This is a genomic window from Aliiroseovarius sp., from assembly GCF_965228805.1.
Classification (GTDB): Bacteria; Pseudomonadota; Alphaproteobacteria; order Rhodobacterales; family Rhodobacteraceae; genus JASBTN01.
This window is the reverse complement of the sequence record NZ_CBDDIE010000003.1, coordinates 1,632,811-1,652,558: the sequence shown is the minus strand read 5'-3', so window position 1 is coordinate 1,652,558 and position 19,748 is coordinate 1,632,811. Positions and strand designations below refer to the sequence as shown.

At 63.6% G+C, this 19,748-nt stretch carries 20 protein-coding genes, 1 tRNA gene and 1 pseudogene; 8 read left to right on the top strand and 14 right to left on the bottom strand.

Annotated features, from left to right (window positions below; all coding sequences use genetic code 11):
* Positions 1-35: 35 nt before the first annotated feature.
* The 8 genes from rpoB to ACO07D_RS09255 form a co-directional block, all read right to left on the bottom strand.
* Positions 36-4,172 carry a DNA-directed RNA polymerase subunit beta gene (rpoB, locus tag ACO07D_RS09290; protein WP_421705018.1) on the bottom strand — a complete coding sequence of 1,379 codons (4,137 nt, stop codon included), beginning with the start codon at positions 4,170-4,172 and terminating at the stop codon, positions 36-38.
* A gap of 245 nt (positions 4,173-4,417) precedes the next feature.
* On the bottom strand, positions 4,418-4,792 hold the full coding sequence (rplL, locus tag ACO07D_RS09285; RefSeq protein WP_421702664.1) for a 50S ribosomal protein L7/L12: 375 nt from the start codon (positions 4,790-4,792) through the stop codon (positions 4,418-4,420).
* A 72-nt stretch (positions 4,793-4,864) separates the two neighbouring features.
* A complete protein-coding gene (gene rplJ / locus ACO07D_RS09280; RefSeq protein WP_421702663.1) occupies positions 4,865-5,377 on the bottom strand; it encodes a 50S ribosomal protein L10 in 513 nt (170 codons plus the stop codon).
* A 370-nt stretch (positions 5,378-5,747) separates the two neighbouring features.
* Complete coding sequence (locus tag ACO07D_RS09275) at positions 5,748-6,701, bottom strand: hypothetical protein (RefSeq protein WP_421702662.1); 954 nt, start codon at positions 6,699-6,701, stop codon at positions 5,748-5,750.
* Positions 6,701-7,435 carry a cytidylyltransferase domain-containing protein gene (locus tag ACO07D_RS09270; protein ID WP_421702661.1) on the bottom strand — a complete coding sequence of 245 codons (735 nt, stop codon included), beginning with the start codon at positions 7,433-7,435 and terminating at the stop codon, positions 6,701-6,703. Before ACO07D_RS09270 ends, ACO07D_RS09275 begins: the two co-directional genes overlap by 1 nt.
* Positions 7,436-7,838: 403 nt before the next feature.
* Complete coding sequence (rplA, locus tag ACO07D_RS09265) at positions 7,839-8,537, bottom strand: 50S ribosomal protein L1 (protein WP_421702660.1); 699 nt, start codon at positions 8,535-8,537, stop codon at positions 7,839-7,841.
* Position 8,538: 1 nt separating this feature from the next.
* The gene (rplK, locus tag ACO07D_RS09260; protein WP_421702659.1) at positions 8,539-8,964 is read right to left on the bottom strand and encodes a 50S ribosomal protein L11; all 426 of its coding nucleotides are present in this window, start codon (positions 8,962-8,964) and stop codon (positions 8,539-8,541) included.
* A gap of 180 nt (positions 8,965-9,144) precedes the next feature.
* Complete coding sequence (locus tag ACO07D_RS09255; protein ID WP_421702658.1) at positions 9,145-9,495, bottom strand: hypothetical protein; 351 nt, start codon at positions 9,493-9,495, stop codon at positions 9,145-9,147.
* Between ACO07D_RS09255 and ACO07D_RS09250 the strand changes: the two are divergent.
* From ACO07D_RS09250 to ACO07D_RS09240, 3 genes and pseudogenes are all read left to right on the top strand, one after another.
* Positions 9,494-9,838 (top strand): annotated as a pseudogene (locus ACO07D_RS09250) (YHS domain-containing (seleno)protein); the annotation flags it as partial. The gene ACO07D_RS09255 and the pseudogene ACO07D_RS09250 sit on opposite strands and share 2 nt — an antisense overlap.
* Before the next feature lie 156 nt (positions 9,839-9,994).
* Positions 9,995-10,624, top strand: coding sequence for an alpha/beta hydrolase (locus ACO07D_RS09245; protein ID WP_421702657.1), 630 nt, complete (start codon positions 9,995-9,997; stop codon positions 10,622-10,624).
* Between the two features lie 159 nt (positions 10,625-10,783).
* Entirely contained in the window at positions 10,784-11,404 is a 621-nt protein-coding gene (locus ACO07D_RS09240; protein ID WP_421702656.1) for a YdeI/OmpD-associated family protein, read from the top strand.
* A gap of 22 nt (positions 11,405-11,426) precedes the next feature.
* On the opposite strand, the gene nusG is transcribed toward ACO07D_RS09240, so the two are convergent.
* From nusG to ACO07D_RS09220, 4 genes are all read right to left on the bottom strand, one after another.
* A complete protein-coding gene (nusG, locus tag ACO07D_RS09235; RefSeq protein WP_421702655.1) occupies positions 11,427-11,960 on the bottom strand; it encodes a transcription termination/antitermination protein NusG in 534 nt (177 codons plus the stop codon).
* A gap of 256 nt (positions 11,961-12,216) precedes the next feature.
* On the bottom strand, positions 12,217-12,405 hold the full coding sequence (gene secE / locus ACO07D_RS09230; RefSeq protein ID WP_421702654.1) for a preprotein translocase subunit SecE: 189 nt from the start codon (positions 12,403-12,405) through the stop codon (positions 12,217-12,219).
* A gap of 120 nt (positions 12,406-12,525) precedes the next feature.
* Positions 12,526-13,914 (bottom strand): hypothetical protein, encoded by a 1,389-nt coding sequence (locus ACO07D_RS09225; protein WP_421702653.1) that lies wholly within the window; start codon positions 13,912-13,914, stop codon positions 12,526-12,528.
* Positions 13,915-14,062: 148 nt separating this feature from the next.
* Positions 14,063-14,138, bottom strand: a tRNA-Trp gene (locus tag ACO07D_RS09220).
* A gap of 105 nt (positions 14,139-14,243) precedes the next feature.
* Here ACO07D_RS09220 and ACO07D_RS09215 point away from each other — a divergent pair.
* From ACO07D_RS09215 to ACO07D_RS09200, 4 genes are all read left to right on the top strand, one after another.
* Positions 14,244-14,366, top strand: a complete 123-nt coding sequence (locus tag ACO07D_RS09215; protein WP_421702652.1) for a hypothetical protein — start codon at positions 14,244-14,246, stop codon at positions 14,364-14,366.
* 11 nt (positions 14,367-14,377) lie between these two features.
* Entirely contained in the window at positions 14,378-15,076 is a 699-nt protein-coding gene (locus tag ACO07D_RS09210) for a hypothetical protein (protein WP_421702651.1), read from the top strand.
* Positions 15,076-15,348 carry a DUF1905 domain-containing protein gene (locus ACO07D_RS09205; RefSeq protein ID WP_421702650.1) on the top strand — a complete coding sequence of 91 codons (273 nt, stop codon included), beginning with the start codon at positions 15,076-15,078 and terminating at the stop codon, positions 15,346-15,348. The genes ACO07D_RS09210 and ACO07D_RS09205 overlap by 1 nt, the downstream gene beginning before the upstream one ends.
* Positions 15,349-15,713: 365 nt before the next feature.
* Complete coding sequence (locus ACO07D_RS09200) at positions 15,714-15,938, top strand: hypothetical protein (RefSeq protein WP_421702649.1); 225 nt, start codon at positions 15,714-15,716, stop codon at positions 15,936-15,938.
* Positions 15,939-16,302: 364 nt separating this feature from the next.
* On the opposite strand, the gene tuf is transcribed toward ACO07D_RS09200, so the two are convergent.
* Together tuf and ACO07D_RS09190 are read right to left on the bottom strand one after the other, a co-directional pair.
* Positions 16,303-17,478, bottom strand: a complete 1,176-nt coding sequence (tuf, locus tag ACO07D_RS09195) for an elongation factor Tu (protein WP_421702648.1) — start codon at positions 17,476-17,478, stop codon at positions 16,303-16,305.
* A gap of 133 nt (positions 17,479-17,611) precedes the next feature.
* Positions 17,612-18,259, bottom strand: coding sequence for a hypothetical protein (locus ACO07D_RS09190; RefSeq protein ID WP_421702647.1), 648 nt, complete (start codon positions 18,257-18,259; stop codon positions 17,612-17,614).
* 127 nt (positions 18,260-18,386) lie between these two features.
* On the opposite strand from ACO07D_RS09190, the gene ACO07D_RS09185 reads away from it, so the two are divergent.
* On the top strand, positions 18,387-19,745 hold the full coding sequence (locus tag ACO07D_RS09185; RefSeq protein WP_421702646.1) for a cytochrome P450: 1,359 nt from the start codon (positions 18,387-18,389) through the stop codon (positions 19,743-19,745).
* The last annotated feature ends 3 nt before the right edge of the window (positions 19,746-19,748 follow it).

Here is a 19,748-nt window from a genome sequence, read left to right as displayed (position 1 = left end):
TCAGAGGAAGGGGTGGGGAGGGTAAGGCGGGCGCCTTACTCCTCGCCCTCCGCATCCAGGAGTTCCATGTTGAGGCCGAGGCCGCGGACTTCTTTCACGAGCACGTTGAAGCTCTCGGGCACGCCCGCTTCGAAGTTGTCCTCGCCCTTGACGATCGACTCATAGACCTTGGTCCGGCCTGCCACGTCATCCGACTTCACGGTCAGCATCTCTTGCAGGGTGTAGGCGGCGCCATAGGCTTCCAGGGCCCAGACCTCCATCTCACCGAAGCGCTGACCACCGAACTGCGCCTTACCGCCCAGCGGCTGCTGGGTGACCAGCGAGTACGGGCCGGTCGAACGGGCGTGGATCTTGTCGTCCACCAGGTGGTGCAGTTTCAGCAGGTATTTCACACCCACGGTCACGGGGCGCGAGAACTGCTCGCCGGTGCGTCCGTCGAACAGGACCGACTGGCCCGAGGTGTCGAACCCGGCACGCGACAGCGCGTCATTCACGTCGGCTTCCTTGGCGCCGTCGAAGACCGGGGTGGCGATCGGCACACCGCGGGTCACGTTGCCTGCGGCATCGACCAGCGTATCCTCGTCCATGCCGGCGATGCCTTCTTCGTAGACATCTTCGCCATAGGCGATGCGCATGGCTTCGCGAACCGGGGTCAGGTCGCCGGAACGACGATATTCACCCAGCGCCTCGTCCACGTTCAGACCCAGACCGCGTGCGGCCCAGCCCATGTGGGTTTCGAGGATCTGACCGACGTTCATGCGCGAGGGCACGCCCAGCGGGTTCAGGCAGAAGTCGACCGGGGTGCCATCGGCCAGGAACGGCATGTCTTCCATCGGTACAACCTTGGAAATGACACCCTTGTTCCCGTGGCGACCGGCCATCTTGTCGCCCGGCTGAAGCTTGCGCTTCACGGCGATGAAGACCTTGACCATCTTCATCACACCCGGCGGCAGGTCGTCGCCGCGACGGACCTTCTCGACCTTGTCCTCGAACCGGTGTTCCAGGGCGCGTTTCTGCGCCTCGAACTGTTCGTGCAGGGCCTCGACGATCTTCGCGTCGTCCTCGTCCTCCAGCGCCAGCTGCCACCACTGACCACGCGACAGGCTGTCCAGCAGCTCCTCGGTGATCTGGCTGTTCGCCTTGACACCTTTCGGGCCCTTGACGGCAACCTTGCCCAGCACCATGCCCTTCAGACGGGCGTAGATGTTGCGCTCCAGGATGTGCAGCTCGTCGTCACGGTCGCGAGCAAGGCTTTCGACCTCTTCGCGCTCGATCTGCAGGGCACGTTCGTCCTTTTCCACACCGTGGCGGTTGAAGACGCGGACCTCGACAACAGTGCCGAAGTCGCCCGGCTTCACGCGCAGCGAGGTGTCGCGCACGTCCGAGGCCTTCTCACCGAAGATGGCGCGCAGAAGCTTTTCTTCCGGCGTCATCGGGCTTTCGCCCTTCGGGGTGATCTTGCCGACCAGGATGTCGCCCGGTTCCACATCGGCGCCGATGTAGACGATACCGGCCTCGTCGAGGTTGCGCAGGGCTTCCTCGCCGACGTTCGGAATATCGCGGGTGATCTCTTCCGGACCCAGCTTGGTGTCACGGGCGGCAACCTCGAATTCCTCGATATGGATCGAGGTAAAGACGTCGTCACGCGCGATGCGCTCGGAAATCAGGATCGAGTCTTCGTAGTTGTAGCCGTTCCAGGGCATGAAGGCGACGACCACGTTCTTGCCCAGAGCCAGTTCACCCATGTCGGTGGACGGACCGTCGGCAATGACCTCACCTTTCGAGATCTTCTGACCCACTTTCACCAGCGGACGCTGGTTGATGCAGGTGTTCTGGTTCGAACGCTGGAACTTGCGCAGACGGTAGATGTCCACGCCCGCATCGCCCAGGGCCAGGTCTTCGGTGGCGCGGATAACGATCCGGGTGGCATCCACCTGGTCGATCACGCCGCCGCGCTTGGCCTGGATCGCAGCACCGGAGTCGATGGCGACCTTTTCTTCGATACCGGTGCCCACGAAGGGGGCCTCGGCACGCAGAAGCGGCACCGCCTGACGTTGCATGTTCGAGCCCATCAGAGCGCGGTTGGCGTCGTCGTTTTCCAGGAACGGGATCAGCGAGGCGGCGACCGAGACCAGCTGTTTCGGCGACACGTCGATCAGGTCGACGCTGTCACGGGCAGCCATGGTGTATTCGCCCGACTGGCGGGTGTTCACCAGCTCGTTCTCGAACTTGCCCTCGGCGTCCAGATGCGCGTTGGCCTGGGCCACGGTGTGACGCATCTCTTCGGTGGCGGACATGTAGTTGACCTCATCGGTCACCTGGCCGTCCACGACCTTGCGATAGGGGGTTTCGATGAAGCCGTACTTGTTCACGCGGGCGAAGGTGGCCAGCGAGTTGATCAGGCCGATGTTCGGACCTTCCGGCGTTTCAATCGGACACATGCGACCGTAGTGGGTCGGGTGCACGTCGCGCACCTCGAAGCCCGCACGCTCGCGGGTCAGGCCGCCCGGGCCAAGCGCCGAGAGACGGCGTTTGTGGGTAACCTCCGACAGCGGGTTGGTCTGGTCCATGAACTGCGACAGCTGCGAGGAGCCGAAGAACTCGCGCACCGCGGCTGCGGCGGGCTTGGCGTTGATCAGGTCCTGCGGCATGACGGTGTCGATCTCGACCGACGACATGCGCTCCTTGATCGCGCGCTCCATGCGCAGCAGACCGACGCGGTACTGGTTTTCCATCAGCTCGCCGACCGAACGCACACGACGGTTGCCCAGGTGGTCGATGTCATCCACGTCGCCCTTGCCGTCGCGCAGTTCCACCAGCGCCTTGATGCAGGCGATGATGTCTTCGCGGCGCAGGGTGCGCTGGGTGTCTTCGGCGTCGAGCGCCAGGCGCATGTTCATCTTCACGCGGCCAACGGCCGACAGGTCGTAGCGCTCGCTGTCGAAGAACAGGGTGTCGAACAGGGCCGAGGCCGCTTCGACGGTGGGCGGCTCACCCGGGCGCATGACGCGGTAGATGTCCATGAGCGCGGTCTCGCGGCTCATGTTCTTGTCTGCGGCCATGGTGTTGCGGATGTAGGGGCCGACATTGACGTTGTCGATGTCCAGAACCGGGATATCGTTGATGCCCGCATCCAGCAGTTCCTTCAGCGAACCGCCGATCAGCTCGCCGTCCTTGTCGTATTCCAGCGTCAGCTCGTCACCGGCCTCGACATAGATCGCGCCGGTTTCCTCGTTGATGATGTCCTTGGCGACAAAGCGGCCGACGATCGAATCGAAGGGCACCAGCAGATCGGCAACCTCGCCCGATTCCATCAGCTTCTTGACGGCGCGCGGGGTGACCTTCTTGCCGGCCTCGGCAATCACGTCGCCGGTCTTGGCGTCGATCAGATCCTGCACCGGGCGGGTGCCCGCCACACGCTCGGGGAAGAACTTGGTGACCCAACCCTTGTTCTTCTTGAGCTTGAAGTTGACAGTGTCGAAATAGGCGTCGCAGATGCCTTCCTGGTCCAGACCCAGCGCATAGAGCAGGGTGGTCACAGGCAGTTTGCGGCGACGGTCGATCCGGGCAAAGACGATGTCCTTGGCGTCGAATTCGAAGTCCAGCCACGAGCCGCGGTAGGGGATGATGCGGCAGGCGAAGAGCAGCTTGCCCGACGAATGCGTCTTGCCCTTGTCGTGGTCGAAGAACACGCCGGGCGAACGGTGCATCTGCGAAACGATCACACGCTCGGTGCCGTTCACGATGAAGGTGCCGTTCGGGGTCATCAGGGGCATGTCGCCCATGAAGACGTCCTGTTCCTTGATGTCCTTGACGGACTTCGCACCGGTGTCCTCGTCCACATCAAAGACGATCAGGCGCAGGGTGACCTTCAGCGGAGCCGAATAGGTCAGGTCGCGCTGCTGGCATTCCTCGACGTCGAACTTCGGCGTCTCCAGCTCGTATTTCACGAACTCAAGCACGGCGGTTTCGTTAAAGTCCTTGATCGGGAAGACCGACTGGAACACGGCATTGATGCCTTCGCCGTCCATCGGCTCGGGCTGATCGCCGGAGTTCAGGAAGAGGTCATAGGAGCTCTTCTGCACCTCGATCAGGTTCGGCATCTCCAGCACTTCGCGGATTTTGCCGTAGTATTTACGCAAGCGTTTCTGGCCAAGATAGGTCTGCGCCATAAGGTAATTACCTTTCATGTCTCACCTGAGCCGTCAGCCGCTGGGTCATCGGCGACGCCTCGTACGAGATGGGGGGAGCGGACCAATTCCCGGAAACCTGCCCAAGGGTTTCCTCCCGTCCGCGAACCTTTCCCAGGAGAGGGGTCAGGGGCGTGGCCCCTCTCCAAGACAGGTTCGGCTGGACCCGGATTTCTCCGGGCCCAGCCTGTTCACATGGGCCGTCAGGCGGCCCGAAAGCGCAAGGCTTAGGCCAGCTCGACTTCGGCGCCAGCTGCTTCCAGCTTGGCTTTGACGTCTTCGGCTTCGGCTTTGTCCACGCCTTCTTTGATCTTGCCACCGGCTTCGACCAGCTCTTTGGCTTCTTTCAGGCCCAGACCGGTGATGCCGCGGACTTCTTTGATCACGTTGATCTTCGAAGCGCCGGCGTTCTTCAGAACGACGTCGAATTCGGTCTTTTCTTCTTCAGCAGCACCGCCGGCGTCGCCACCAGCAGCCATGACAACAGCGCCACCAGCGGCGGGCTCGATGCCATATTCATCCTTCAGGATGGTTTTCAGTTCTTGAGCTTCGAGCAGGGTCAGACCCACGATCTCTTCGGCAAGTTTCTTCAGATCAGCCATTGTACTGTTTCCGTTCAGTTTTGATGTGTTCCAACGTGCGGGAGCTTTCCCTACGCCGGTATTTCAGATTGCTCAGGCAGCCTTTTCCTCGATGGTCTCGAGGATGGATGCGATGTTCGAAGCAGGTGCGCCAATGGCGCCGGCGATGTTCGAAGCAGGCGCACCGATGCAGCCAACGATCGAAGCAATGAGCTCCTCACGCGACGGCATGGCGGCGACAGCTTTGACACCGGCCGGATCCAGAGCCGTATCGCCCATAGCACCACCGAGGACTTCGAGTTTCTCGTTGTCCTTGGCGTACTTGTCGACCACCTTGGCAGCAGCCACGGGGTCTTCAGAGTAAGCGAGTACGGTCATGCCCGTGAGCAGATCGGCGATCGAAGCCGCCGGTTTCCCCTCCAGGGCGATTTTGGCGAGCCTGTTCTTGGCAACACGCACCGACCCGCCAGCTTCGCGCATTTGCGACCGCAGGTCCTGCATTTCGGCAACTGTCATACCCGCGTAGTGGGCAACCACCACGACGCCAGAGCTTTCGAAGATTTGGCCGAGTTCCTCGACCACTTTCTCTTTCTGGGCTCTATCCACAGTTTCACTCCAAGTGTGGGAGGCTGTCGCCCCCCGGCTCTTATTCACCGGGCCAGGCCCGGCATGAAGTCCGTTTACGGGGCATCGCCAAAATCACCCGAGGTCGGAACCCCGGCGAGAATGTCGTTTCCCGTCTCAGGCAGGAATTATGGAACCAGGATTGGCGCCACCCACCGTCTAGGACGAAACGCAAAACAGCGCACGACGAATCGCACGCTGGCTTGCAAGAGCGTATCTAGTGACATTTTACCCCTTTTCCAACCCCCTTTCCGAGGGCCGGGCCGAAAAGGATGAAGATCCCCTGAACGGCGCGGGCGTTGCCTTACCCTAGCACAAATGCCCCGGCCGAAAAAGCACCTTCACGATGCGGTCAGCGGCGCAGCTCGGACAGGATCTCATCGACGATGCGCCGGGCGGCCGGGCGGTTCGGATCAATATCCACATGCGCCTCCAGGAAGGGGGCCGGATCGTAACCTCCCTGCCCCGCCTGCCAGCGCCGCAATTGCCCGGTCAGCTCTGCGCCGGTCAGGGCGATGGGAAAGGCGCCGCGCGGATCGGCGAATTCCACCTGACCCTCACCCCGGGTTGGCATCAGGAACGGCTGCGCCCCGGCCACCAACGCCTCGTAGATCACCGTGGACGGTCGGCTGATCACCACTGGCAGCTCGGCACAGAGTTGCGCCACCGGGCGCGGATCGAATTCGACATCGAACCCGTCGCACAGCACCGGGTGGCCGCTGAGCACCGGCGTCAGGCCCGTTGCAGCGCAGGCACCCAGCACCTCGTCCAGCCAGGTGGCCCGGGCCGGTTCATGGCCGCGGAACTTCACATTGATCAGCGCCTTCGCGGGACGCGCAGCCAGCGCCGGGCCACGCGGCGCGGCCTCGATCACCGGGGAGCCGACAATGCGCAGCTGCCGCCCCGCCACTCGCGCAGACGGCCCCCAGCCCAGAAAAGGCACATCGGGATGGGTCAGCCCGGGGAAGTTGAAGCGGCAGCCCTCGGACAGCTGCAACAGGCGCACGCCGCGCCCCAGCAGCGACGCAATGCGGTCCTGATCGCGCATCCAGGACACCAGAAAGAAGATCGCGACATCGCCCGCCTGCAGCACCTCGAGCTTCTTGGCCGCATTGCGCAGCGGCAACCCGCGCTGTTCAATCGCCTCACGGGCCCGCGCACTTTCCGGCAGGCCGGTGACCAGCCAGACTTCCGGCTTCAGCCCGGCCACCTCGCAGGCCGGGCGAATCAGGTCGAGAATGCCCAGGTGGTTCGGCGTCTGCACAATGAAGACCAGCCGCCCCCGTTTGCGCCGACGCCCGAACATCAGGAGGGGTCGACCAGGTAATCCGCCACCACCTGCGGGCGGGGGCGGACCTCGATCATGGTTTTCACCAGTTCGAAATCCTCACCGTCATTGATGTCCATGCCGGTAATTGCGTGATCGACGATCGGCATGATGCGTTTGCCCATGTAGCCCGAGCCCCAGCGCTCCCAGTTGCGATGCCTGAGCAGGTCGAGGTTGAAGGGCGAATAGGCCTCGGGGAATTCGGTGCGGCGCATGACGGATCGGTTCGGATCCCAGATGTCCGGCAGGATCGGCTCCAGGAACCCTTCGTCATTCTGCACCACCAGCCGACAGTCGGCCTTGGACACGATGCGCACCGAGTCGATGCAGTCGTCCTCTTCCAGCAGCGTCAGCGCCCGGCGCACGGTGTCGGGTTTGCGAAACGGGTTGGTGGGTTTGAGGCGGATCCAGACGTCAGGCAGGTCGATCCCAAGGGCGGGCAGTTTCTGGGTGAGATCGGCGATGATTTCCTCTTCCATCGAGGTGTCGCCGCTGGCCTCAGGCGACCGCAGCCCGGGGCAGAAGGCGCCGTAGCTTTCGGCGATTTCCTTGTATTCGGGACTGTCGGTCGAGACGATCACCTGATCCACCCCCAGCGCCTTGCCGAAGGCCACCGCATAGGCCAGCAAAGGATGCCCATCGATCGGCTTGATATTCTTGTGCGGCAATCCCTTGGAACCCGAACGGGCGGGAATGAATGCATAGGCCTTCATGGTGCTCTCCCTCAAATCGAGGGCAGAGTGGCGTGGAGGGAGGTCGGGTGCAATGGGAAAGCGTGAGTGACGCCTCAGCATCGCGAGAAGCAGGCCGGGCCACGCCCGACCCTGGGTGGGCGTTTCGAAACGGATGTGTGGCGAAAGGGCGTCGCCCAATCAACTGACGCAGGTGAGATTTGCTACGTCGCAGAACGCCCTCCCGTGGGGAGGGTCGGGCGTGGCCCGGCCTGCGGCCGTGCCGGGTTCGGACCCTTGCTAACGCGCGCTTCTGAGAAAGCGCACGTGGCAAATGAAAAGGGCGAGGCCAGCGGCCCCGCCCTTCAATCATCTCGCTACCGGTGCCGGACGCGCCCGCAAGCGGACGCTTTCCCGGCTGGACAGAACGCTTGCGCGTTCGCCCTTAGTTGCCCGTCGCGTTGTCGATGTCCACGGTGACGCCCGGACCCATGGTCGAGCTCAGCGCGATTTTCTGCATGTAGGCGCCCTTGGCACCGGTCGGCTTGGCTTTCTGAACGGCACCGACGAAGGCGCGCACGTTCTCGACCAGCTTGGCTTCGTCGAACGAGGCCTTGCCGACACCGGCGTGCACGACGCCGCCTTTTTCGGCCTTGAACTGAACCTCACCGCCCTTGGCGGCTTCGACAGCGGCTTTCACGTCCATGGTGACGGTGCCCACTTTCGGGTTCGGCATCAGGTTGCGCGGGCCCAGGATCTTGCCCAGACGACCGACGACCGGCATCATGTCCGGGGTGGCGATGCAGCGATCGAAGTTGATGTTGCCGCCCTGGATCTGCTCCATCAGGTCTTCGGCACCGACGATGTCCGCACCGGCGGCCTGGGCTTCTTCAGCCTTCGGGCCACGGGCAAACACGGCGACGCGCATGGCTTTACCGGTGCCGTTCGGCAGGCCGATCACGCCACGGACCATCTGGTCGGCGTGACGGGTGTCGACGCCCAGGTTCAGCGCGATCTCGATGGTTTCGTCGAACTTGGCGGTGGCGTTGCTCTTGACCAGGGCGACGGCCTCTTCGACCGACAGGTTTTCCTTGCCAGCAACGGCTTCGCGGGCGGCTTTGGTGCGTTTTCCGAGTTTCGCCATCTTACTTCACCTCGATGCCCATGGAGCGGGCAGAGCCCAGGATGATCTGCATCGCGGCTTCGATATCGTTCGCGTTCAGATCTTTCATCTTCGCTTCGGCGATCTCTTTCACCTGAGCGGGGGTCACCGAACCCACGGTCTCGCGACCCGGGTTGTTGGCGCCCGATTTCAGCTTGGCAGCCTTACGCAGGAAGTAGGACGCGGGCGGCGTCTTGATGTCCATGGTGAAGGACTTGTCCTGGTAGTAGGTGATCACGGTCGGGCACGGCGCGCCGGGCTCCAGTTCCTGCGTCTTGGCGTTGAACGCCTTGCAGAATTCCATGATGTTGATGCCGCGCTGACCGAGGGCCGGACCGACGGGCGGGGAGGGGTTGGCTTGACCTGCAGGAACCTGCAGCTTCATGGTGCCAGCGACCTTCTTAGCCATCTGGTATTTCCTTTCAACAAGGGTGAAACGCGTTCCACCCGGAGATGTGTTGCGTGGTCGGACGGCATATCGCGATACACCAATCTCCCACGAGAGAATCTCGCCCGAAGACGATAAGGGAGGCGTTTACGCGCGTGGAGCGGATTTGGCAAGCCCTGTTCGCCTTGCTGGCAAAGGCTTTCAGCCGGTGCCGAGCCGGTCGAGGATCCAGGCCAGTTGCGCGCGCCAGTCATCGCGCGGCTTGCTGCCCTTGCCCATTGCCTTGTGACCGAAATAGAGGTGCAGCACCAGATCGGCCGTATTGTCGAGCTTGGCGTCATCCCGGCTGACCTCAAACCGGACCAGCACGCCGCGAATGGCACGGCGCAGGCGGTCGGACATGGCGGCGGTCCTTTCGGCCACGCGCGGGTTCTCGGGCGCCAGTTCGACCATCGCATTGCAGATGAAACAGCCCCGCTTGGCATCCGGGTCGGCGTCAAAGAAGGCGACCAGGCAGTCCTCGGCCCGCGGCCCCGGGCAATTGGCCAGCATCGCCTATTTCACCCTGGGCGAACCCACCGAGGGCAACTGGAAGATCACCAGCGCATACAACGGCGCGACCTATCGCTTCGCCAGCGAAGAGCACAAGGCCGCCTTCGAGGCCGATCCCGAAGCCTACCTGCCGCAATACGGTGGCTTCTGCGCCTTCGGTGCCGCCATGGGCTTCAAGTTCGACGGCGATCCGGAGCACTGGAAAGTGGTCGATGGCGAGCTGTTCCTGAACATCTCGAAAGACGTGCAGGAACGCTGGGTCACGGACATCCCGGGCTACGTCCAGAAGGCCGACGTGAACTGGGAAACCATCGAAGACAAGGCCCCGGAAGAGCTTCAATAAGCCTTCGCGATCTCCTGCCCCGCCCGCTGCATCGGGCGGGGCCCCTGGCGCGCCCTGCACCTGTCCCGCAGGGCGCGCCTTTTTGGGCAACCGCCCGGGCTTCACAGTACAAGACACCATCCCTATGTCCTGTCCAGACCATGGAAAGGACACCCGATGCGCCGCCTGTTCGCCTTGAGCCTTCTACTCCCCCTTGCCGCCTGTATCGCAGCCGCCGACGAGGCGAGCCTGCGCCTGATCCCCCAGGAAGACCGGTTCATCGCGCGTGGGGTGATCGACGGATCCACCCCCGAAGTCGTGCGCCGCGCCCTGGCGGCCCATCCGGAGCTGCGCACGGTGGTGATGGAATACGTACCCGGGTCGCGCGACGATGACGCGAACCTGCTGGCGTCGCGCATGTTGCGGCAGGCCGGGGTGACAATGATCGTGCCAGAGGGCGGGTTGGTTGCCTCGGGCGGGACCGACATGTTCCTGGCGGGCGTGGAGCGGCGCACCGGTCCCGGCGCCTGCCTGGGGGTGCACAGCTGGGCCAGTGGCTTCGGTCCGTTCGGAACCGAGGGCCGCGACCTACCACGCAACGATCCCGAACACCGGCCCTATCTGGACTATTACGCCGACATGGGGGTGGATGCGGCATTCTACTGGTACACGCTGGAGGCCGCCGATGCGGCCGACATCCATTACATGAGCCCCGCCGAGCTGCACCGCTTTGGCATGACCACCGCGCCGGTGCCCACAGGCGCGGCCAGCTACGACCGCTGCGAAGCCCTGCATCTTGCGCAATGAAGGCGGCCGCCTGCGGGGAAGCGGACGGCCTGATATTTACGGCAAGTGACCGGATCAGCAGGCACGCAGGAGGGAGGGGCGGGCGTGTGCGAGCGTTTGATATGGACGACTCGGTCAGGCATCATGGCCGCGCGTCATGCTCTCCACACGGAGGCGCCGATGATCGAGGACATCGAGGACTATTTCACCCTTGGCTGCGGCCGCTGTGCACGGTTCGCGACGCCGGACTGTTCTACCCGTCGCTGGACCAGCGGGCTGCTGGCGCTGCGCCGGATCTGTCTGGGGATGGGGTTGGAAGAACGCCTGAAATGGGCGCACCCCTGCTACATGCACGCCGGACGCAACATCTGCATCATCGGCGCCTTTCGCGACGATTTCCGGCTGAGCTTCTTCGATGCGGCGCTGTTATCGGACCCCGAAGGGCTGCTGGAACGCCCCGGGCCAAACACACCACAGCCGGACATGATCCACTTTGGCGATGTGGCTCAGGTCGCGGCACGGGCAGCGACCCTGCGCGCCTACCTGCGGGAGGCGATGAACCATGCCGAGGCGGGCATTCGGCTGCCGAAACAGGCGGCCACGTTCGAGCTGCCCGATGACCTGACCCAGGCGCTGGATGCCGACCCCACCCTGGCCGGTGCCTTTCACGCCCTGACACCCGGGCGCCAGCGCAGCTATGTCATCGACCTGAGCCGGGCAAAGAAAAAGGCGACCCGATTGCGTCGGATCGCCGGATATCGTGATCGGATTCTCGCAGGCAAGGGCGCGCAGGAGCGCTAGCCCCGGTCAACACCGTGCCCGGTTAGCTCTGCTTCGAAACCTGGGTGTAGTCCAGCTCGACCGGGGTTTCGCGGCCGAAGATCGACACGGCCACCTTCAGGCGCTGACCGTCCTCGTCCACTTCCTCGACCAGACCGTCGAAGCCTTCGAAGGCGCCGTCGGTCACGCTGACCTTCTCGCCCACTTCGAAGCTGATCACGGTGCGCGGCGCCTCGACGCCTTCCTCGACGCGGTTCAGGATCGCGTTCACCTCTGCGTCGCGCATCGGCATCGGGCGGCCCTGCGGGCCCAGGAAACCGGTGACGCGGTTGATCGAGTTGATCAGGTGATAGCCCTCGTCCGACATCTCCATATGCACCAGCACATAGCCGGGCATGAAGCGACGCTCGGTCGAGACCTTCTTGCCGCGACGGATCTCGATCACCTCTTCGGTCGGCACCAGGACCTCGTCGATCTCGTCCTCAAGACCCTTTTCCACGACCGAAGCCTTGATCTGTTCGGCAATCTTCTTCTCGAAGTTCGAGAGCACGCTCACCGAATACCACCGTTTCGCCATAGCCAAACCCGTTCCTTGTTTCGCCCGCGCGGGGCTGTTTCCTCATGTCCGACAAGAGCGACGAGCCGTCTCGATTCGATGTTCGCGATGTCAGGGATTGAAACCGGGCTTACCGCGCGCAGAGGCGGGTTTCAAGCCCCAATGGTCTGGGGGACAACCAAACAAACGAAACCACACCGGCGTAAGACCGGTGCGACGGAACCAGAACCTCGCCCCCGTGGGCGAGTTAAGACTGCCTTGAAAGCCGAAGGGGGCCTTAGCCGATGATATAGCCCAGGCCGGTGCGGATCAGAAGATCCACCAGCGAGAAGAACAGCGCGGTCAGCGCGGCCATGACAAAGACCATGCCGGTGGTCAGCAGCACTTCGCGACGGGTCGGCCACACGACCTTCGACACTTCGGCGCGCACCTGCTGGATGAATTGGAGAGGGTTCGTCATAGCCATGTTCATGCTTCCTTGAAGGATCAGGGGGTCAGATACGCGATGCGCGCGGCGCTTTCAAGCCCACGCGCGTCACGTTGCCGTGGTACGGCCCGTGGTTCGGCCCGTACCCCAGCCTGCGCCCTACTGCCCGGAGCGCACCTGTGCGGCCAGCTTGTCGAAGGGATCGGAGGACAGTTTGGCGCGGGTCGCGGCGGTACGGTCGCGTTTGACGGTGCCGCCTCCCTTGGTGCCGCTCTTGCCCTTGAACAACCCGTTCAGCGCGGAGCCGCCTTCGCGGCGCACCTTCTTGGTGCGGGTGATGTTCATCCCGGCGACCTTGGCAACGGTGTCGGTCTGCTCTTCGACCCCGCGCAGGGCGTCGATGCCTTTCGACAGCTTGCGGTTCACCTTGTACATGAGGAACCAGAGCCCACCGACGAAGGCCAGGGGCAGCACGGCCATCGGCAGGAACGCCAGACCCGGCACCATCTGGCTGAGCGCGATCAGCACCACGCCGACGATCAGCAGCTTGGGCAGCGCGCTTTCCAGCCCGGATTTCTTCTTGGCGGCGGCGGCGGGGGCCTCGCCCAGCAGCGGCGCGGGTTCGGCCGCTGCGGGCGGTGGCATCAGCGCGGCCTGTTCGGCGGCCAGCTGTTCCTGCTGGCGGCGCTTGATCCGGCCCAGGGGCGTGTCATCGGTAATGCTGTCCGCCATCACGCTGCCCGGTTGCGCCATCGCCATCGGGGGGGGCATCGAGGGGGCCATCGACGGGGAGGCGGGCTGCGTTGGCGCGGGCGCTGCGGCGCCAGCAATCGGGCCACCGGCAAAAGGATCCTGTTTCGGCACAGCGGGTTTCTTGCGGCGCTTGGCGGCGAACTTGGCCAGCGCGACCATGGCAAACACGGCGGCGGCAATCAGGAAATAGCCCAACACGCGGATCGGCTCTCCGGTCGCCGTCAGCGCCACCTGGCGGCCATCCAGGAAGGGTTCGATAAAGACGAAGTTCGGCGCGCGGGTCAGCCCCTCGTCGCGAAAGGCGTCATAGACCATCGAAGAGTAGCCATCGCCGCTGCCCTCGAACCCGTTCAGCCCGATCACCAGCCCTTCGTCGGTGTAATCCACCGCATAGTCGAATATCTCGTCCACGAACCGGTCCTTGTCCGCCTCGCTAAAGATGATGGCGGCGCGAGCCATTCGGCTGGTCGCATCGTCTTCGGACCCGAACAGCACGAACATGAAGCGCGACCCGGTGCGCACACCGTTGGTGCGCTTGATCAGTTCGTAATTGTAGTCGGTGTTGATCCAGCCTTTCACATGCAGCTCATCCGCCGGGGCCACGTCACGGGACCGGTCGAAATCGGACAGGTCGACAACCTCAGGCATAGGTGCCGCGGCCTGGGCCTGGCGCTCGGCGAGTTTCTCCTGCTCCATCTGATAGGCCTGATAGCCCAGCCAGACGACACCGCCAGAAGCACCAAGATAAGCCCACCAGGGCAGGGCGAAGAGAATGAAGAGGATAAGACGCTGCACGGCAAGGCTCCGGATCGGACAGGGTAAATGCGCCTCAACCTGACCGGGAAATCAGGGCGGCTTTGTGGCAGCGTCGGGAAAATTTGGGGGAAATGGGGGCAAGGCCCCAAAGGGGCTTGCCGGTACATCCATGTTCGGGAGGGTGGCTTGGCAGGGGCACCAGGGTTCGAACCCGGGACCTACGGTTTTGGAGACCGTCGCTCTACCAACTGAGCTATACCCCTAAAGCCGGGCTTCCGAATATGGCATGCGCGCGGGGTTTTCAAGTGGCTTTCTGCCCCTTTGGCCGCTAGCCTTCACAAAGTTTTCGAAGGCAGGACCAATTGACCATGCGTGACAGTGCCGAGTTTGACGGAGCCCCGTGGAAAAGCGTCGAAATCGAAGGGTTCGCGGCGACGGCGGCGGTGCCGACCATGCTCGCGGACGAGGAACAGGCGCTTTATGCCTGCTGACCGGGGTCTGGATGGAGGATATCGGCGACGTGGTCGACCTGGGCTGTTTCGTTGGCGGATCGACCGCGCGCCTGGCGGCAGGCTTGGCGGCGGGCAAGCGCCGCGCACATCTGCATGCCTATGACCGATTCGGCTGTGACGAGGCGCTGAAGGCACGGCTGCTTTATCCTGCGGGCATCGCCCCCTTCGAAGGCACGGACACCCTGCCCCTGGTGCGCAAGCTGCTCGCCCCCTGGCAGGACCGCATCACGCTGCACCCCGGCCAGATCCAGGACACCGGCTGGTCCGGCGGGCCGATCGAGCTGCTGTTCATGGATGCCTCGAAAAAGGTGCCCTTGATGGACCGCATGGCGCAGCAGTTCTTTCCCGCACTCATCCCCGGCAAATCCCTGGTGATCCAGCAGGACTACCTGCATTGGCGTACCCCTTGGGTGCCGGTGCAGATGGAAGCGATGGCAGACTGGTTCACGCCAGTCGCCTTTGCGCCCAAGGACACGGTGGTGTTCCTGAACACGCGCCAGATTGACGAGGCGGCGCTGGAGGCGGGCCAGGTGGCCCGGATGACGCCGAACGCCCGCCTCTCGGCCCTGCGCCGGGCGCGCAAGGCGGGCGACAGCCTGGGCTATGGCAAGCGGCTGGCGCAATCGGTGCAGGCGATGAAAGCCAACCCTGACTGCGAGGTAGCGTTCAAGATGCAGTCCCCGGCCTGATGGTCGGGGCGATCACCTTTACCGCGAAGATCCTGCGCAAGCAGGACGACCTGCCGCGCTATGTGGTCATCAAACCCGAGTTGATGGCGGGGGCCACCGCCAGCTTTTCGGCACAGGTCACCCTGAACGACAGCGCCCCCTTTGCGCGCAAGATCCACCCCTGGGGCAAGGGCTCGGACGCTTGGTTCTTCAACCTAACCCAGGTGCAGTGCCACAAAGCCGGGGTGGAGACCGGCGATCTTGTCGCGGTGCGAGTCGTTCCCGACGTCTGAACGGGGCGCATGACCGGTCACGGCCGTTCACGCGAAGGAGCGATGGCTGAAACAGCGCTGAAACCAGCGCGGGAAACTTCTTTGTGATCTGCGCTGTTTCTCACATCCCGTTCGCGCCCCGGTGAGACTGACCCGGGGCCAGCCCCGCCCCAATCGGCCGGATTTCTGCGCATTTTTCCCATCCAACCCACCCGGTGCGTCTGCCCATAAATTCAAGGGCACATGCGCGTGAGCTGGGCGGATCGCTTCGTGATTTCAAACCCGGCCCATCCGCCCATACCTTGATTGGTGTCGGACAGACAGCCCGGCACAGACAAGTTCTAAACCGGGTCCCCCGACCCGCCACTCAACCGAAGGAACCCAACATGAAACGCATCATCGCCACCGCCACCCTTGCCGTCGTGACCCTGACCGGCGCCGCCCATGCCACCTCGGTTTCGATGGCCGATCTTGGCGCGCTGCGCGGCTATGTCTCGCAGGTGGAAGCCGAAGCCCTGTCGCCGACTGACGTGCGCATCATTCTGAACTTCATCCATTCGGGCGACAGCGAAGGTGAAAAGCGCCAGAAGGTACGTGCTTTCCTGAAATGAACCCTGATCGAGCCTTACCACGCGCCCTTCTCCCAGGCGCGTGGTAACAAAGAAAGGGCCGCCCCACGCCGGGGCGGCCCTTCCTGTATTCGGCTGCCCCCCACCCGTCGGGACTATTTCGCGCAACGCCCGGGAACTTCGCCACCCCGCGCTTGTTGCGCTTGATGACAAGGTCGGCAACGGTCCAGCCGCTGGGGCACAGGGCGGCAAAGGCGTTGCTGGTGTTGTGCCTTACTCAAAGCAAAAGGGGCCGCCTTTTGGCAGCCCCTTCGCTAGATCTTCACCGTCTTGGCTCTCGGGAGCTTTCAAGCGAGCTTGAAAGCCCCTGTCGCCTGGCCAGAACTTTCGTGCCGAAAGTTCGACCTTACTCAATGATTTTGGAAACCACGCCCGAACCGACGGTGCGGCCGCCTTCGCGGATGGCGAAGCGCAGTTTTTCTTCCATCGCGATCGGGGCGATCAGTTCGACGTCGAACTTCAGGTTGTCGCCCGGCATCACCATCTCGGTGCCTTCCGGCAGGGTCACGGTGCCGGTCACGTCGGTGGTGCGGAAGTAGAACTGCGGACGGTAGTTCGCGAAGAACGGGGTGTGACGACCGCCTTCTTCCTTGGTCAGGATGTAGACCTCGGCTTCGAACTTGGTGTGCGGGTTCACCGAACCCGGCTTGCACAGCACCTGGCCGCGCTCGACCGAGTCGCGATCCACACCGCGCAGCAGCGCGCCGATGTTGTCGCCGGCTTCACCACGATCCAGCAGCTTGCGGAACATTTCCACGCCGGTGCAGGTGGTCTTCGAAGTGTCCTTGATGCCGACGATTTCGATCTCGTCGCCAACATTGATCACGCCACGTTCGACACGACCGGTCACAACGGTGCCGCGGCCCGAGATCGAGAACACGTCTTCGATCGGCATCAGGAAGTCGCCGTCCACGGCGCGTTCCGGCTGCGGGATGTAGCTGTCAACAGCCGCCATCAGCTCCTTGATCTTCTCTTCGCCGATCTCCGGGTTGTTGCCTTCCATCGCGGCCAGGGCCGAACCCGCGATGATCGGAATATCGTCGCCCGGGAATTCGTACTCGGACAGCAGCTCGCGGACTTCCATTTCCACCAGCTCCAGCAGCTCTTCGTCGTCGACCTGGTCAACCTTGTTCATGAAGACGACCATGGCCGGGATGCCGACCTGACGACCCAAGAGGATGTGCTCGCGGGTCTGCGGCATCGGGCCGTCGGCAGCGTTCACAACCAGGATCGCGCCGTCCATCTGGGCGGCACCGGTGATCATGTTCTTCACGTAGTCGGCGTGGCCGGGGCAGTCGACGTGGGCGTAGTGACGCGCCTCGGTCTCGTATTCCACGTGCGCGGTCGAGATCGTGATGCCGCGAGCCTTCTCTTCCGGCGCGCCGTCAATCTGGTCATAGGCCTTGAAGTCACCGAAATACTTGGTGATCGCAGCGGTCAGGGTCGTCTTGCCGTGGTCAACGTGACCAATCGTGCCGATGTTGCAGTGCGGTTTGCCGCGTTCAAACTTTTCCTTAGCCATACGCCTTGTAAGCCTTGTCTGTTGGGGGGCCCGGGAGAGCCCAGTTCATCATCGCGCGCTCGTTACTTCTTTGCGCGGGGAAAATCAAGCGAGACTTGCCGTCAGCCCGCCTCTAACCGTCTTGTGAAGGGGGTTATGACCCGGTTTCGGCCGGATCCGTGATCGGTTCGCCGGTTTCCGGATCGACCGGCACGTTCACGGTGGACAGGTCAATCTCGGGCTCTTCCTCTTCCACCAGGCCTTCGATCGGCTCGCCACCGAACCACTCGGGGTGTTTCAGCATCCAGGCATGGATCTTCTTGGCCAGATTGCGCGCCAGGTTGCGCCGCTGGGTGTGGCGGTTCTGGGTCAGGCCCGACGACAGGAAGGTCTCGGGCGAGGCACGTTCGAACACGGTGAAGCGTTTGGGCTCTTCATTGATCTTGCTCTGGGTCTCATCATCCCAGATCGTCACACCGGCGATCATAACGGATTTCGGGTTTGCCACCAAGGGGATACCCGGCAGGGCCAGCACGAAGCCTTCGACCTTGACCGCGATGTGATAGTAGTGATCGCCATCATAGCGACCAAAACGCTCGTCGATCGCGGCGGTGATGCTTTCCTGCCACTCCTCTTCCGTGGCCGGGCGGGTCAGCGGCCCCGGCACCGGGTCCGGTGCCACAACGATATTGTGGCCCAGCAGGAAATCTCCCATCGGTTCGGGCGCCTCCTGCAGGTCCTTGAAATCTCCACAGGCGCTCAGAGTGACGAGCAGCGCCAGCGCGGCCAGAAAACGATACATGGAAAACTCCCCCTCGATCGGTCAGGGCAGGAATAGCGCGCCCTGCCGTCCAGCGCAAATGTGTGATGTGCGCGATCATTGCTCTGGGCGCGCCCACGCGCATAGACTGCCCCAAGGAGGAGCCCCGATGCACGCCAGCCTGCCTGTCTCCGTAACCCTGTCGACCCGCGAACGCGGCTTTCTGCGTGTGCTGGCCGAAGCACGCCGGAACGCGCTGGCAATCATCCCGGCACTGTGCCTGAAACAGCCCATCGTCTCTGGCAAGGTGGTGCGGCGGTTTCACATGGTGCAGGACCCGGAAAGCCTGCGCATGATCCTGCGGGATCGGGTCGATCAATATCCGAAATCGCCTGAGGTCGGCGCGATCCTGCGCCCGGCCATCGGGCGGGGTCTGTTCACCTCGGACGGCGATCACTGGCGCTGGCAGAGGCGCGCCGCGGCCCCGGTGTTTTCCCGCCGCAACGTCGAGACACTCGGCCCGGTGATGACCCGCGCGGCCCAGGCCGTATCCGCGCGGCTCGATGCCGCGCTGGACGGCACCCCGGCTGCAGAACTCGACATGGCCGACCAGATGCTGCTGACCGCCTTCGACGTGATCGGCCAGGTCTGTTTCTCGCATAATGACGGCATCCCGCATGACCTCGCCCGCCGTGCCATCGAACGGTATCTGGCGGGCGCCGGGCGGGTGTCACTGTTCGATTTCCTGGGCCTGCCGGAATGGGTGCCACGCCTGGCCCGGCTGATGGTGGGCAGCGACCTCAAGCGCCTGAAAACCGCTGCCGTTGCCGCCATCGAGGCACGGCGTGAGATGCAGGTGGACAGCCCGGACCTGCTGGACATGCTGATGGCCTCGGAAGACCCCGACACCGGCCGCCGCATGACCACGGAGGAGCTGCGCGACAATGTGCTGACCTTTCTGGTGGCGGGGCATGAGACCACTGCACTGGCGCTGTCCTGGTCGCTCTACCTGCTGGCCTTCGACCCCGCGGTGCAGACCCGCGCCCGGGCTCAGGCACGCGACGTGCTGGGCGACCGCTGCGCGACGATGGAACACGTGCCCGCCCTGCCCTATATCCGTCAGATCATCGACGAGGCGATGCGGCTTTATCCGCCCGCCGCCCTGCTGACCCGCACGGCCTTGGCCCCCGACCAGCTGCGCGACCGCGAGATACGCGTGGGCGACACGGTCATGCTGCCGATCTACGCGCTGCACCGGAACCGCGAGCTGTGGGAGGATCCGGATCGGTTCGACCCGGACCGGTTCGAAGACCGGCGCGCCATCCCGCCGTTCCAATACCTGCCCTTCGGCACCGGGCCACGGGTCTGCATCGGCATGAGCTTTGCAATGCAGGAGGCGGTGATCATCCTCTCGACCCTGCTTGCGCGGTATCGGTTCGAAGCGATACCCGGCCGCGATCCGCGCCCCGAGATGGTGCTGAGCCTGCGGCCTGCGGGCGGGGTCTGGCTCAAGGTCAGCCCGGCCTGATTA